This is a genomic window from Arcicella rosea, from assembly GCF_040543805.1.
Lineage (GTDB): Bacteria > Bacteroidota > Bacteroidia > Cytophagales > Spirosomataceae > Arcicella > Arcicella rosea.
On record NZ_JBEUMS010000014.1, the window covers coordinates 121,590 to 136,274 of the forward strand.

The following is a 14,685-nucleotide window of genomic DNA, read 5'->3' on the forward strand; positions in this document are numbered from 1 at the left end:
AAAAACAAATCATTAAAATAAAACATGGAATTATTAAAAGAAATAGCCAATATTTCTGGCCAAAGTGGTTTATACAGAATTTTAAAACCAACACGTACAGGAGTAATTGTTGAAAGTTTGGATGGAAAGAAAACACGTTCGGTTGTTGGAGCGAATGCACGTGTATCAGTATTAAAAGATATTTCAGTTTATATTGAAGATCATCAAGATGCAGCGATGCCTTTAGCGAATATTTTCTTAAAAATCAGAGAAACACACGGCGAGAAAGTTGAATTAAATACGAAAAATGCTACAGAAGCTGATCTTTATGATTTCTTAGCAACAGTAGTTCCAAACTTCGACCGTGAACGTGTTCATGGTTCTGACGTGAAAAAAATGATTAGTTGGTATAATATCATTTCAGCAAATTTACCAGAAGCATTTGTGGTTGAAGTTGTTGAAACAGCAGAAGAAACAAAATCAGAAGAAGCTTAAAAATATTTTTATTATAAGTAAAAAGCCTTGAATGTTTTCCAACATTCAAGGCTTTTTTATGTTTGAGATTGTTATAATCTTTTTTAATTCATTAACATTTTAGGAAAACGGTACGATTGCGAGTCATAAACCATCAATTGGTCTATTTCTAATTCAAAGTATTTGTACAAAGGCGAACGTTGCAGATATTTATGAACACTTTCCTTACTTTTAGCATTGACAATTATCCATCCACGACCTACTTCCGCCGAAATAGCGTAAGAATCTATTACTCCTTTCAGAATTAAATCATTAATAATACTGCGATGTTCAGGAACGAGTGTCATGAATTCTTGATCAACACTAAAATAAACAGTTACTTGGTATTTGTTCATATCAATAAAAATTGTGGCTCGATTAAAAATACTAATATTGAGCGAACAAAAAAAATACCTTGACAGTTCGTTACCGATGTCAAGGTATTTTGATAATGTTTAATCGCTCTTAGCTTTTTTTAGCTTTACCTTTTGATTTTGCCGCTAATGAATTAATCCATCCTGCAATTTTCATTGCATCTTCTTTAGGTACTTTTAAAGCAGCCATTGGAGGATAACCTGGCCAGTTAGAAGGCTTCGGAGCACCGATTAATTCTACAATTTTCTCATTAGTATATTTCTTTTTTGCCACATCTGTATAAGCAGGACCAACAAGTCTAGCATCAACTTTATGACATGCAGTACAAGCGTACTTCGTTACAAGTGGCTTAATATCCTCTGGGAAGTCCTGAGCTTTTGCATTAATTGCTAAACCTGCAAGCAATAGTGCGCTAAATATCGTTTTTTTCATAATAAAGAAAAGAAAGGGTTACTGATATATTGATTAAATCTTATTTGTTCGGATAATTATAATTAGCAATAAGACTTGTTTATGGTTTAAGTAATTTCACTTATAACGACAAACATAGTTGCTTGTTTTAATACTTGATGTTAACAATATGTTAATGGCTGGCTCTGTAGGCATCTACTGAAGCTCTAACACTTCCGTGTTTTTGCAATAAGCTTTCTGCTTCATCACGAGTAATTCCTAATTCTTCCATCACCATATTCTCTGCTCTGACAACCAATTTATTATTGCTCAGTTGCATATCAACCATTCTGTTTCCTCTTACTCTTCCCAATTGAATCATCACCGAGGTTGAAATCATATTTAGAATTAACTTTTGAGCCGTCCCTGATTTCATACGAGTACTTCCGGTTACGAATTCTGGTCCTGGAATGGCTTCAATTTTAAATTCAGCAGCTTTAGAGATTTCACTATCTTCATTACAAGAAATAGAACCCGTCAACAATCCATTTTCACGAGCTTTGTTTAAACCGCCGATAACATAAGGCGTTCTTCCAGAAGCTGCAATACCGATTACTGTATCTAATTCATGAATATCGTAAGCTTCTAAATCTTTCCAAGCTTGTTCAATATCATCTTCTGCATTTTCAACTGCTTTACGAATAGCGCCATCACCCCCAGCAATTAAACCAATGACCAAATCAAAAGGTACACCAAAAGTTGGTGGACATTCTGAGGCATCTACAATTCCTAAACGTCCGCTTGTTCCAGCTCCGATATAGAAAAGTCTTCCTCCTTTTTTCATTCTAGGAACAATCTCTGCAACTAGTTTCTCTATTTGGGGAATGGCTTTTTCTACAGCATAAGGCACTGTTTTGTCCTCATTATTAATACCTTCTAAAATCTCACGTACTGACATTTCATCAAGGTTATCATACCGTGAGGATTCTTCTGTTGTAAGAGCTTCTAAATTAATTTCGGTCATGATGATTATAATTCAATTCTTTCAGAAAAGGCAAAAATCAACACTTATACCTCTCTTTAATCTTTGTATTAAGATATTTTATTACGTAGCAACGCTTCTATCTTTTTTGCAAATATAACAATTTGCCTTTTTAATTAAGCACAGTCCTATCTTGACTGTAATGGTTTTACTATAAAATACAGCAGACCTTTGCTATATTTTACTGAATCTTTATGATTCTGCGTAATATTTAAAAAATAAAGGTATGGTTTCTATTCCCTTGTAAAAATTAAATAAACCGTAATGCTCATTCGGCGAGTGAATAGCATCTGAATCTAATCCAAAACCCATTAATACAGTTTTTAAGCCTAATTCTTTCTCAAATAAAGCCACAATCGGAATACTTCCGCCCCCACGAGTAGGCACTGGTTTTTTGCCAAAACTTTCTTCCATTGCTTTTTCGGCAGCTCTGTATTCTTTAGAATCTGTTGGGGTAACATAAGGTTCACCACCATGATGTGGACGAACAGTTACTGTTACTCCTGCTGGTGCAATCGCTTGAAAATGCTTTGTAAATAATTCAGTAATTTTATCTGATTGTTGGTTTGGTACCAATCTCATTGAAATTTTTGCAGAAGCTTTTGAAGGCAATACTGTTTTTGCACCTTCTCCGATATAACCTCCCCAAATACCATTCACATCCAAAGTCGGGCGAATAGATGCTCTTTCCAAGGTTGAATAACCAGCTTCTCCTCTTACATCATCTATGGCTAAATCTTTTTTATAGGCTTCTAAATCAAATGGCGTTTGTGCCATTGCTTCACGCTGAGCAGGCGTTAATTCAACCACATCGTCATAAAAAGTAGGAATCGTGATATGATTATTTTCATCATGCAATGAAGCAATCATTTTACTCAACACATTGATTGGATTCGCTACTGCGCCACCATATACCCCAGAGTGTAAATCTCTGTTTGAGCCTGTTACTTCTACTTCTAAGTAACTCAAACCTCTTAAACCAACATCAATTGATGGAATATCATTTGCAATAATCGCCGTATCAGAAATCAAAATAACATCAGCAGTTAATCTTTCTTTATTGGCTTTTACAAAAGTACCCAAGTTATCAGAACCAACTTCTTCTTCCCCTTCAATCATGAACTTTACGTTGCAAGGTAAAGCATTGGTAGCCATCATCGTTTCAAAAGCTTTGATGTGCATATATACTTGTCCTTTGTCATCACAAGCACCACGAGCATAAATTTTTTCGTCTTTTACTACTGGCTCAAATGGAGGAGAATCCCAAAGATTTAATGGGTCAGCAGGTTGTACATCGTAATGTCCATACACCAAAACCGTTGGTAAAGATTCATCTATTATTTTTTGTCCAAATACAATTGGATGACCTGCCGTTTCACAGATTTCTACGAAATCAGCACCAGCAGATTGAATTTTATCAGCAATAAATTCAGCGGCTTTTCTAACATCATCTTTGTATTTACTATCAGCACTTATTGATGGAATTCTTAATAAATCAAGTAATTCAGCTAAAAAACGCTCTTTATTTGCTTCAATATAGTTTTTCATGTTGTTGTGATTGTGTAATGATGAGCTATTATTTTGTAGTTCGATGCTCAAATATTCTATCAAAAAAATACCTTCCGTCAATTTTCTGACAGAAGGTACAAATATAATATCTTCTAACGATTTAAACGGATTCTTTCTTAGGACGAAGGTAAATTCTATTCTCTTGTCCTTTGAACAATCTCACTACGTTTTTACGATGAGTAATCAGGATAAGTAAAAATAAAATAAAACCGAAGATGATTACTAAATCGTTTTCTTTACCAAAAGTCTTTAATAAAAGTAATATAGGAAACGACAACGAAGCGATGATAGCCCCCAATGAAACATAATGAAAAGAAATAAATACTAAAAAGAAAATCACCATGCAAACTAAAGCAGCTTCTGGATGTACCGACATCACCATTCCTAATAAAGTTGCTACTCCTTTTCCACCTTTAAAATTAGAAAACACAGGGAAGATATGACCTAAAACCGCTGCAAAACCAAAAAGTAATTTAAGATTCTGGCATTCAGACCATTCAATGAGATGCCCATAATAAATCATTAAAGCTAAAGACGTTGCAATCCAACCTTTGATAGCATCAATTAATAATACGATTGTTCCTGCTCTTTTTCCTAGTACTCTAAAAGTATTGGTAGCACCTGCATTACCACTTCCATGTTTACGAATATCAAAACCAAAATAAGCTTCACCATACCAAATTGCTGTTGGAATAGAACCAAGTAAATATGCAGCAATTGTGCAAGAAATTATAAGTACTAAAATTGACATTGATTGAGTATTAATTAATGTTAGGTAAACAGTGCTATATTTATTTTCTCTAAAACAAATATAAATCAAAATTTATTAAAACACGAAAGCCCCACAAAGTTCTTCAAATTGTACAAATTGGCTCTTTTAAATGTTTTATTTTTGAAAAACAGCTAAGATTCTTGCCTTGTTTAAGGTCTTTAATAAAATAACATAGCATAGTTCCGTAATTTTCAAAAACATAAAGCCTTGGCAATTTACATATACCAAGGCTTTATAATACTTAAAATGTCTCTTCGATTTACTATTTGTCTCCGCCGATTTTTCTATAAACTAAAGTAGCACTATCTTTTTCTTTATAGTAAATACTTCCTTCAATGGCTTTCGTAAATTCATCGGCATAAGTATCTCCAACAGGGATTCTCACTACTTTATCAAGGATTACTTCGTCCCCTTCAATACCTGTTATTTTTTCAGTTGAAATGATATAAGAACGGTGAATTCTCATAAAACGATCAGGAGGTAAACGCTTTTCTAAATCCGAAAGCGTTAGATTCGTCGTAATACGTTCTTCCTTCGTATAAATAGAAGCATAGCTTTTTTGAGCTTCCATATATACCACATCTTTGTAAAGTACTTTATGGAATTTTCCTTTTACATCTACTTTTACAAAAATAAATTCTTCTCTTTTAACGGGTTGTTCTGGAGCTGCCTCAACAGATTTCGTTGGGTCATCAACCAATGTCATGCTAAATGGCATTTTATTAACAGCCTTCAAAAACCTTTGATATGAAAATGGTTTAACCAGATAATCTAATACTCCATATTCAAAACTTTTCAAAGCATATTCCTGATAGCCCGTCGTCATTACGAATTTTACTTTATTTTCGAAAAGACTTACCAAGTTCAAGCCATTCATTCTTGGCATTTGAATATCTGCAAATACCAAATCAACCTCCCTAGATTGAATAATACCAACAGCTTCCATAGGGTTGGTTGTCGCAGCCACTAAGTTAAGGAAAGGGGTATCATTGATATAATCTACTACAAGATCTAAAGCAGATTGTTCATCATCTACTACAACACAATTAATCATTTCTTCAGAAGGTTAAAATTTACTGTAAATACTACTGTATAGTCCTCTTCGCTATCAATTATATCTATACTATGCGCTTCGGCTGGATATGTTGTTAAAAGTCGTTTTTTAATATTTTTAATCCCAATTCCAGTCTGTCCAGCATCTGCAATGGCATTAGGATACGGATTTTTCTTATTTGTCGCCGTAAACACAAATACTTCATCCATTAAAGAGGCTCTTATTCTAAATGCAATATCCGGTTCATCAAAAACACCGTGTTTAATGCCATTCTCTACAATCGTAATCAAGACCATCGGAACAATTCTGTGGTAAGAGAAATCTCCGTCTTCTTCAAAGTCGATATAAACTTTATAATGAAATCTTTGTAAATGTAATTCAATATATTGTTTTACAAAATCTAATTCACCACCTAAATCTACTTCATCCTCTTGCGATTTTGTACTGGTTGCATATCGTAACATTTCGGCAAAAGCTAGAACTATATCACCAGCCTCACGAGAGGCCTTTCTTACCCTTTCAAAAATCATATTAAGGGTATTATACATAAAGTGCGGATTAATTTGGGCTCTTAAAAATGCCATTTCCGCCAAAGCTTTTTCTTTCGCTAAGATAGCTATTTCCAATTCTTGTTTAGCAATTTTTGCTTCCTTTTCTGCAATAGCAATTTTTTGTTTGGCTATTTCTCTATCACGAGTAGCAATTTCAATTTGTTGGTTAATTGATTTCTGTGCAAAGTAATAGCCAAGAGCATAAAAAGTAAAAATCTGTGCATTCCAAAAATGAGAAATTAATTGTACTTGATTAAATACAACGCCAGGGTAATCAGGAAAAAAAAGAACTATTATATAAACATTAATTATAGTAATAATAGATACATTTAATATACTCAAAAGAATTACAATCAAATACTTTTGAGTAAATAGGAATTTAGGGTATATAAATAATATACAACAATAAAATATTATTATCCAACAAAGACAGTTTATCAAAATTATTATGCTCGTTATTAAATCAAATTTAAGCGAAACAACGATATAGCTTAGTTGATAATAAATGACATATAATGTCCAAACTATTATATGAATCTTCTTTCTTTCATTCATTTTAAATATTTTTTCATTTAATTATTCTATATATCTTATTGATTTATAGTCTAGTTAACTATATATACATGGCAATTCAAATCTATAATAACACATTTCAGACTGATAATAAGCTGATTAAGACATAGTATCTTTCTGATGCCTATTTTCTTTGCAATTTTGAATCAACAAAGTAAACAACGATTATTTAAAACATTATACTAATATACTAAGATGAAAAATAGCAAATTAACCCTCTCGAAAAAAACTGTATCAAGCCTTTCCGATTCTAAAAATTTCAAATCTAATAAGTTTATAACTATACCTAGTGGTGGTTCAACTGTTATTTCTGGTTTCTAGATATTTACAATTGAGGAAATATGATTAGACAATTTTAATCTTTTAATTTCCAAAAAAAATCCCACCTCACAGCTATATATTCTGTAAAGTAGGAGCTTTTTGTAAAACTAGTAAGTTTGTCTTAAAAAGAGAAATGTACAGATGCTTTTAATGCAAAAGGTCTTGGATTTCTTCCTGATGGTGAAAGATGGTCTAGGTAAGAAAGGCGATGAAATGCCTGAATCCTAAATATCTTAAAGATGTTATCAATACCGTATCCAACTTCTATATAAGGTTTGTTGGGGTCTAGTCCTGAAAAACTATACCTTGGCTGTAATTCTCCTTTAGTATGTCTTGGATTGATTACTGGTATAGCTTCTTGCATCAGTTCTTTATTCTCAGCTCTTTGGCTTCCTAGAAGTACATTCGCTGAAGCAATCAAACGCCATTTTAATTGACGAATGGCAGGAATACGGTTAAAGAGTAATCCATCAAAATTGTGATTATAATTTAACGAAACGTATTTATCACTGACAAATTCAAAATAGTGCATAGTATTGAATGCTGCACGATTATAAAAAAAGGTTTCGTTCCCTAAATGTGGGAATAAAAGCGGTGCTGGCAAAGCTGTTGGAATATAGCCTGCCTGCAAAGTATAATCTGAGCGCCCAATTGTTCCGATACGAAACGATTGAAATACTTTTGCCATAAACTTATCATAACGAAAATCTCCATTGAGGACTTTCATTCCATGTTGATAAGTTAGTGTAACCGTAGGAGTACGTTTACTTCCAAGCGTTATGCGTTCATTACCATCCATTAAGAATGTTTCATTCTTTGCGAAGCGTGCTTCAACAGTAAAAAAAGTATCATTGTAATTATCTATCGTAGGAGAATTTTTTCCTTCGTCTGGTCTTGTACGATATTGAAACTCAAAAAGTGGATCAAATCCTCTTGTCGTGAGTGAACCTGTAAAACTAATCCCTTTTGTTGGCTCTGTTTTATAGAATACTTCACTTTCTCTTCTGTAGAAAGCACCAGAAAATGCACCCCAGCGGGTAAAAGCATAGAATATTTTATTGTCTCCAATTAATTCTGGTGTCAATCCGATACGTTCTAAGTCATAGCTGTGTTTAATACCAGCAACAGTCCAATGTCTGCGAGAAATAATATAATCTACTTCACCACCATATTTAAGTACTAAATCTTTGGTGCCAAATCCTGCCCAGCCTTTTAAAATCCATTCTTTACTAAAATCTGAATTCGTTTTAAAACCTAGTCTTGTTCTAAAACCTTCAATTTTGTTGGCTGAAAAAAGTGTAATGTATGGACCTACTCCAAATTTATTAAATCTTTTATAGCCACTTGCAATGATTTCAGCGATTTCCACATAAGTCTTCACTATTGGAACATTTCTAACTGTATCAATTAATTTTGAAGCGAGAATATCTTGTGCTGAGAGTGATTCATGTCTTGCTTCAAGCCAAAATTTCGGGTCCGGTTCTTTTGAATTTTCTGCTACTTCTATTGGTAAATCATAGAAACTTAATTCTTTAGGTTGATTTACGACAAAATCTTTATTTGAAATATACATTTTCAACAACATCCCTGCCGAATTTTTAGTTAATTCTGCAATGTCAATTAAAAAACGTGTTTTTGCTGGCAGCCAAGCACCTTCAGCCGTTTGCTCTAATTCCTGAGATATTTTTATTTTATCAATAAAGTTGATGTTGGCTTCTTTTCCAACGGTAGCATCAATTTGTACTAAAGCATACGAAGTAGTATCAATGTAAGCTTTTCCTATAAAAACTAAATCCTTATCATTTTTAGGGTCAAATTCCATTCCATAACAAATATGCCCATCAACATTTGTTGTATCAGATAAAAACCATTTGTATGTTCCTTTCCAGTTGTCACCAAATGGAGAAATAATATCTTTCCCTAAAAATGGTACATAATTATCGTAGAAATTATAATTGGCAAAAATGTTTCCACCAACTAATTGAGAAACAAAGCCTCCTTCTTTTACACCAATACCTTTGATGTTATTTTTCAAGATAACTTCTTTCTTTCTTGAAGGACTTTCACGGAAGTAATATTTTGAAAGCGTTTCTGAAATAAAAGTTGGAATAACAGCTTTACCATCTTCGCCAGCTAATTTTTCAAACTTTTCAATAGCACCCTGTATTTGCTTCATTACCTTTCTTTCTTTAAATTTTTCAGAAAGGTTATCCACATCCAATTCCATTTTAGAATAAGAATTATACTCAAAAGCATTTAGGCGCTTTCTATCATTCTTAGCTTTATTTTCACTAAGTTTTCTAAGAATTTTAAATGCAGGATTTTCACCAGAATACACCACTACTTCGTCCAATGATTTGGCTTCTCCTTGTAATTGAAAGTCTATCGTTTGCGTGAATGCTTTTTTATCAAGAGCTTTCATTCTCTTTTTATAATTCACAGTACTGACATAGATAGAATCGGAAAGCACTTTTGTTTTGATGACATAGATGCCTTCAAAATTTGTTTGTGCTCCTACATTTATGCCTTTCAAGCCAACTGTTGCAAAAGGTAAAGGGTCTCCATTTTTGGCATCAGTTACAACTCCAGTGATAGTGTATTGGGCATTGGTATTTTGATAAGCTAAAGCAATGATTATAACAATTAGCAGTTTTAAAATTTTTGGGTAAGTCATTCTCTTTATGAATGTTAAAGAAATTAGCATTTTCTATTCGAATTTACATGATTTAGAGGCAATATCAAATTTGCTCGCAGAATACAGACATTTCATCTATGCAAAACCCCCATTGAATGTATAAATCTTTAAAAAAACACATATTTTGAAACAATGATAACCCATAAAGCAAGATAGCCACAAGACTAAGTAACAATCACTTAGTCTTGTGGCTATTCATCTAGTTTTTAATATTTACTTTAAAAAGCTAATTAATTTTTCAACAGCTTTTGCACGATGCGAAATTTCACCTTTTTCTTCTATACTCATTTCAGCAAATGTTATTTCATAGCCTTCTGGCATAAAGATTGGGTCATATCCAAAACCTTCGCTTCCTTTTAATTCTTCAATGATTTTACCTTTAACAATTCCTTCAAACTGATTTACTTTTCCATCTAAAATCAAAGTAATCACTGTCCTAAATTGCGCTGAACGGTCTTCTACTCCTGATAAGTTTTTTAAAAGTAAAGCAATATTATCGGCATGGCTTCTTTGCTCTCCTGCATATCGAGCAGAAAATACTCCTGGTTCACCACCTAATGCTGTTACTTCCAAACCTGAATCATCTGCGAAACAATCTACCTGATAATGGTCAAAAAGATATTGAGCTTTTTGTAAAGAATTAGCTTCTAAAGTATTTCCAGTTTCAGGTAATTCTTCTTGGCAACCAATTTGATTGAGCGTCAGTAACTCAAAGTGCTGTCCTAAAGTAGCTTGAACTTCTTCTACTTTATGAGCATTGTTCGTTGCAAAACATAGTTTTTTCATGATAAAATAAATAAAAAGCCTCCTCATTACTACGTGAGGAGGCTCTTAATGAAAATATGAATTTATTTAACCGCAGTTACTTCTATTTCAAAATTTAATGGTGAATACGGAGGAATTGTATAAGCTCCTGTCGAGTTATCAAGACTACCCGTTTTACTATAACCTAATGATGATGGAAAAACAAAATTTCCTTTATCTCCAACTTTTAGTTTTGAAACACTTTCTTCAAAACCTGCTACGGTTGAACCCTGTCCTAAAACAAAGCTGAAACTTCCAGCATCGAATTGTTCATTATAAACATAAAAACCGTTACTATCTCTTTTTTTCGTTGGGAAAAGTAATTTCCCTGTATAAGTAACGGTAACAGTTTGTCCAGTTTTAACCAATTCTCCAGTAGAGTTTGATTTCGTAATTACATATTGTAAGCCTGTACTAGTTGAATTCACATTTAATCCTGCAAATTTACTTTGAACGAACTCTCCAATTTGTTCCGTTTCATTACGAGTTGAAATCAATTCAATACTTAAAATTGTTGGTTCTGTATATTGGCTTGTTTCTGGAAAAATAAATACTCCTTTTTCACCTTCTTTTAATAATGCAGCAGGAATATTTAAAATGGTATTGTAAGTATAATAAGGGAAACTAGATGGTACTGTAGTTGTGCTATCAATTAATGTTCCGTCTAATTTTCTATATGTATAAAAAACTTTTACTAATTCTGTTTCCTTAGGGCTTCTTCCTGAAGTATTTGGAGTAGTTACTGCATAATAAGTGCCAGAGTTAGCTTCTTTGGTAAGTGTCAGATTGTTGGCTTTGCCGTATTGAATTACTTTATTTTCATTCTCGATGTATCTTTGGCTTGTATCTTCAAGTCCACTCGAACAGGCAGTAAGTAAACCCACAACGCCAACCAACATTACCCAAAATATACTTTTATTCATTGTTTTGTATTTATTTTTATTGATCTTTCATTGCTACTATTTCTAATTCAAAAATAAGGGGTGTGTATGGTGGAATTTTCCCTCCATCTCTTGAATCTCCAGTGGCTCCATAACCTAGTGCTGATCTGAAAATTATGGTTGCCTTTTCTCCAAGTTTCATTTTATTCGCTCCTACCATAAAACCTGTTACAAAGGAAGCCGCTGTAGAACCCACGGTTAAACTCAACGAATCTGTTTTATTTAGATTTGTATCGAAGATTTCACCATTTAAGAATTTACCGGTATATTTTATCTTAGCTACTTTTCCAGCAATTAAGTCAGCAGAACCATCTCTGGTTTTGATATATCTAACTCCTTCTGTGGTTTTTTCTGTAACTGTAATATTGTTTTTGGCGATATAATGATCAATATCTGCTTCTTCGCCGAATGTGTAGAAATAAGATATATCACAACGAACAGGTTGGTTAGCTGCTAAATTTGGGAAAGCTACTCCTCCGCCCACTAATCTTGATGGTAAAATAAACGTACCTTTTTCTCCTTCATGCAATAAAGAAAGGAATTTCAAAAAGATATTGGTATTCGCACCGTTGTGATAAAACGTAAAAGGCTTCTTAGTTAGTACCGAAGAACTATCAATTTTAACACCGTCGAGTCTGCTAATGACATAATGCAAACGTATAGTATCGCCCAAAAGCATTTGGCGACCACTTGCATTCGACTGAGTAACTGTATAATAAACCCCATTTCCAGCTTTTTGCATCGTTAGGCCTTTACTACTGATATATTGCTGGATTTGTGTTTCGTTTTGTTGGTCGATTACATTTTCTTCCAATACAACCGAAGAAAGACATGAACTGAGCAAACTCACTACCGCCCCAAACACTAAAAGGTTTAATAATTTGAACTTCATCATTACTGACTGTTATTTGATTATCAGTTATTCGTTAAAATTATAACGAAACTAAACTCTTATTTGAAACGCAAAATAACGAAATCCATTGTTGAGAATTCGTTAAAAACTGTTAAAATGGCAGAAAACCAAAAAGGTAAGTAAAAAAATACAACAAAATCTTAGAAATAAATAAATTCAAGCCTGTTTAGGCTAAATTATTTACTTATTCATTTTATTGTCTTCTTCACTTACCTTCTGTGAAATCTATTGTCCGCCTTTTTTGAAATCTACTACTTCAACATCAAAAACTAAAGCAGAGTTTGCTGGAATTGGTCCTTGAGCAGCCTCTCCATATCCAATTGTTGGAGGAATCAAGAAAGTACCTTTTCCACCTTTTTTCATCATTAATAATGCTTCATTGAAACCAGGAATCATACCTCCGATTGGCATATCTAATGGACTTGGGCTTTGGTCAAATACTTTTCCATCCAAAAATTTACCTACATACATACATTTACAAACATCGCCAGTTTTTGGAGTTTCGCCTGTTCCTTCTTTCGTGATTACATATTGTAAACCAGAAGCAGTAGTTTTAAATGTTAAGCCTGATTTTTTAACATAATCAGCCATCATTTGAGGCAATTTAGTTTTACGTTCTTCAGCATCAGCTTTTGCTTTTGCTTGTTCTGCCGCCATGTCTTTCTCAAATTCAGCTTTCGACTGTACTTTCAAAATCTTAACTGTATATTTTAAATCTGTTCCTTTTTTGATAAATGGAGGTAATTGCTGACCACCTTTTGCCAAAGAATCTACAGGAACATAAATTGTTGCGCTATCACCAAGAGAAAGTAAACGTAAACCATCTTCAAAAGAACCTTTGAAACCTGATAAACCAGCTGGTTGTAACATAGCACGTGCTGGTTGTGAAGCTGGCGACTCTTGAAGTACTGAGTCTGTAGAATTTTGAATTTTAGCTGTAAACGAAATAATATCTCCGTCTTTTAATTTTCTTGCTTTGTCATCGTGACTATGAATTTGGATTTTCACACCGTCTTTTACTTCTACACGATTCTTGTTACATGCAACCATCATGCTGGCAGCAAACAATACAACACTGATTCTTTTGAACATTTTTGTTTGATTTTATTGATTTTATTTTAGTTTTTTTGCTCGATGAGCGTTTATATTAAATGGGTACTGCCAATAATTCTTCCTGATATTCTGGTAAAATACTAATGAATTTTTCTACCGTTGCTTGTAAACCAATGCCTGATGTTTTGCCACCAGAAGCATTTTTATGCCCGCCACCACTGAAATACTTTGAAGCAATTTGATTCACTGCAAATTCTTCGACTGAACGGAAAGACATTTTTACTGCTTCTGGGCGGTCAACAATGATTACAGACATTACAACACCTTCAATTTGTAAACCGTAATTGACAATTCCTTCGGTATCGCCCGTTTGTGAATTAAAACGTTTGAGTTCTTCTTCTGTTACAGTAAAATAAGCTACTCTATACTCTGGTAAAATGACTAATTTTTCAGAAAGAACATATCCTAAGAAATTTAACCTTTCAGCAGTTGTACTATCGTAAATTCGGCGATGAATTAAATTTGTATTCACACCAATTTCCATAATATCAGCTACAATTCTGTGTACTGCTGGTGTGGTACTTGGATGACGGAAAGAACCTGTATCCGTCATGATTCCAGCATACAGACATTCACAAATTTGAACATCTAATAAAGATTCATCTCCTAAAAGTACTATTAGTTGAAATATCAATTGCGCTGTAGCTGCTGCTTTGGTATCATGATACGAAAATTGTGCAAAATCTTCAGGGAAAGTATGATGGTCAATCATTACTTTTATTGCATCCGATTGCCTAACTGGCTCTGCCATTGCTTCAATACGAGACAAAGCTGAAAAATCTAGGCAAAAAATTACATCTGCCTCAGCAATTAACTTATTAGACTTTCCTCTTAATTTATAATCTTCATAATTAACAACCTCCTCATTATTAGGCATCCAGAACAAGAATTTAGGATAGTCGGAAGGAGTTATAACCGTAATATGATGTCCCTTTTTTCTTAAATATCCTGCTAAACCTAATGAAGACCCAAGTGCATCTGCATCGGGTTTAAAATGGGTTGTAATTACAATTTTTTTGGGCGTATTAATCAACTCACGAAAGGCTTCAAGATTTTGCATTATATACGATTGATTATCAG

14 protein-coding genes are annotated in these 14,685 nt (G+C 33.4%); 1 reads left to right on the forward strand and 13 read right to left on the reverse strand.

The genetic code is table 11. The features are described 5' to 3' along the window. The first annotated feature begins 24 nt into the window (after nt 1–24). Nucleotides 25–474 carry a DUF5606 family protein gene (locus tag ABID42_RS17540; protein WP_367284792.1) on the forward strand — a complete coding sequence of 150 codons (450 nt, stop codon included), beginning with the start codon at nt 25–27 and terminating at the stop codon, nt 472–474. 83 nt (nt 475–557) lie between these two features. On the opposite strand, the gene ABID42_RS17545 is transcribed toward ABID42_RS17540, so the two are convergent. From ABID42_RS17545 to ABID42_RS17605, 13 genes are all read right to left on the reverse strand, one after another. Continuing rightward, a complete protein-coding gene (locus tag ABID42_RS17545) occupies nt 558–848 on the reverse strand; it encodes a hypothetical protein (protein ID WP_323258330.1) in 291 nt (96 codons plus the stop codon). Nucleotides 849–957: 109 nt separating this feature from the next. Then, nucleotides 958–1,299: a cytochrome C gene (locus ABID42_RS17550; protein ID WP_323258329.1), complete on the reverse strand. Its 342-nt coding sequence runs from the start codon at nt 1,297–1,299 to the stop codon at nt 958–960. Between the two features lie 151 nt (nt 1,300–1,450). After that, nucleotides 1,451–2,281 (reverse strand): N-acetylmuramic acid 6-phosphate etherase, encoded by an 831-nt coding sequence (gene murQ, locus ABID42_RS17555; protein ID WP_323258328.1) that lies wholly within the window; start codon nt 2,279–2,281, stop codon nt 1,451–1,453. A 210-nt stretch (nt 2,282–2,491) separates the two neighbouring features. Further along, nucleotides 2,492–3,892, reverse strand: coding sequence for a dipeptidase (locus ABID42_RS17560; RefSeq protein WP_367284853.1), 1,401 nt, complete (start codon nt 3,890–3,892; stop codon nt 2,492–2,494). 76 nt (nt 3,893–3,968) lie between these two features. Then, nucleotides 3,969–4,619: a glycerol-3-phosphate 1-O-acyltransferase PlsY gene (plsY, locus tag ABID42_RS17565; protein WP_323258327.1), complete on the reverse strand. Its 651-nt coding sequence runs from the start codon at nt 4,617–4,619 to the stop codon at nt 3,969–3,971. 283 nt (nt 4,620–4,902) lie between these two features. Continuing rightward, nucleotides 4,903–5,694 carry a LytTR family transcriptional regulator DNA-binding domain-containing protein gene (locus tag ABID42_RS17570; protein ID WP_323258326.1) on the reverse strand — a complete coding sequence of 264 codons (792 nt, stop codon included), beginning with the start codon at nt 5,692–5,694 and terminating at the stop codon, nt 4,903–4,905. Continuing rightward, nucleotides 5,691–6,602: a sensor histidine kinase gene (locus ABID42_RS17575; protein WP_367284793.1), complete on the reverse strand. Its 912-nt coding sequence runs from the start codon at nt 6,600–6,602 to the stop codon at nt 5,691–5,693. Before ABID42_RS17575 ends, ABID42_RS17570 begins: the two co-directional genes overlap by 4 nt. Nucleotides 6,603–7,260: 658 nt before the next feature. Further along, entirely contained in the window at nt 7,261–9,813 is a 2,553-nt protein-coding gene (locus ABID42_RS17580) for a DUF5686 and carboxypeptidase-like regulatory domain-containing protein (protein ID WP_367284794.1), read from the reverse strand. A gap of 234 nt (nt 9,814–10,047) precedes the next feature. Beyond that, on the reverse strand, nt 10,048–10,620 hold the full coding sequence (locus ABID42_RS17585; RefSeq protein ID WP_367284795.1) for a non-canonical purine NTP diphosphatase: 573 nt from the start codon (nt 10,618–10,620) through the stop codon (nt 10,048–10,050). A 62-nt stretch (nt 10,621–10,682) separates the two neighbouring features. After that, a complete protein-coding gene (locus ABID42_RS17590) occupies nt 10,683–11,561 on the reverse strand; it encodes an FKBP-type peptidyl-prolyl cis-trans isomerase (protein ID WP_367284796.1) in 879 nt (292 codons plus the stop codon). 16 nt (nt 11,562–11,577) lie between these two features. Further along, nucleotides 11,578–12,474, reverse strand: a complete 897-nt coding sequence (locus ABID42_RS17595; protein ID WP_367284797.1) for an FKBP-type peptidyl-prolyl cis-trans isomerase — start codon at nt 12,472–12,474, stop codon at nt 11,578–11,580. A gap of 243 nt (nt 12,475–12,717) precedes the next feature. Continuing rightward, the gene (locus ABID42_RS17600; protein WP_323258320.1) at nt 12,718–13,584 is read right to left on the reverse strand and encodes an FKBP-type peptidyl-prolyl cis-trans isomerase; all 867 of its coding nucleotides are present in this window, start codon (nt 13,582–13,584) and stop codon (nt 12,718–12,720) included. Nucleotides 13,585–13,639: 55 nt separating this feature from the next. Then, complete coding sequence (locus tag ABID42_RS17605) at nt 13,640–14,665, reverse strand: DHH family phosphoesterase (protein WP_367284798.1); 1,026 nt, start codon at nt 14,663–14,665, stop codon at nt 13,640–13,642. Between the last annotated feature and the right edge of the window lie 20 nt (nt 14,666–14,685).

Excerpts from the sequence above, each read along its gene's own strand:
- ABID42_RS17550 (WP_323258329.1), bottom strand. The coding sequence starts at position 1,299 with ATGAAAAAAACGATATTTAGCGCACTATTGCTTGCAGGTTTAGCAATT.
- ABID42_RS17600 (WP_323258320.1), bottom strand. The coding sequence starts at position 13,584 with ATGTTCAAAAGAATCAGTGTTGTATTGTTTGCTGCCAGCATGATGGTT.
- ABID42_RS17540 (WP_367284792.1), top strand. The coding sequence starts at position 25 with ATGGAATTATTAAAAGAAATAGCCAATATTTCTGGCCAAAGTGGTTTA.
- ABID42_RS17595 (WP_367284797.1), bottom strand. The coding sequence starts at position 12,474 with ATGATGAAGTTCAAATTATTAAACCTTTTAGTGTTTGGGGCGGTAGTG.
- murQ (WP_323258328.1), bottom strand. The coding sequence starts at position 2,281 with ATGACCGAAATTAATTTAGAAGCTCTTACAACAGAAGAATCCTCACGG.
- ABID42_RS17545 (WP_323258330.1), bottom strand. The coding sequence starts at position 848 with ATGAACAAATACCAAGTAACTGTTTATTTTAGTGTTGATCAAGAATTC.
- ABID42_RS17585 (WP_367284795.1), bottom strand. The coding sequence starts at position 10,620 with ATGAAAAAACTATGTTTTGCAACGAACAATGCTCATAAAGTAGAAGAA.
- ABID42_RS17605 (WP_367284798.1), bottom strand. The coding sequence starts at position 14,665 with ATGCAAAATCTTGAAGCCTTTCGTGAGTTGATTAATACGCCCAAAAAA.
- plsY (WP_323258327.1), bottom strand. The coding sequence starts at position 4,619 with ATGTCAATTTTAGTACTTATAATTTCTTGCACAATTGCTGCATATTTA.
- ABID42_RS17570 (WP_323258326.1), bottom strand. The coding sequence starts at position 5,694 with ATGATTAATTGTGTTGTAGTAGATGATGAACAATCTGCTTTAGATCTT.
- ABID42_RS17580 (WP_367284794.1), bottom strand. The coding sequence starts at position 9,813 with ATGACTTACCCAAAAATTTTAAAACTGCTAATTGTTATAATCATTGCT.
- ABID42_RS17590 (WP_367284796.1), bottom strand. The coding sequence starts at position 11,561 with ATGAATAAAAGTATATTTTGGGTAATGTTGGTTGGCGTTGTGGGTTTA.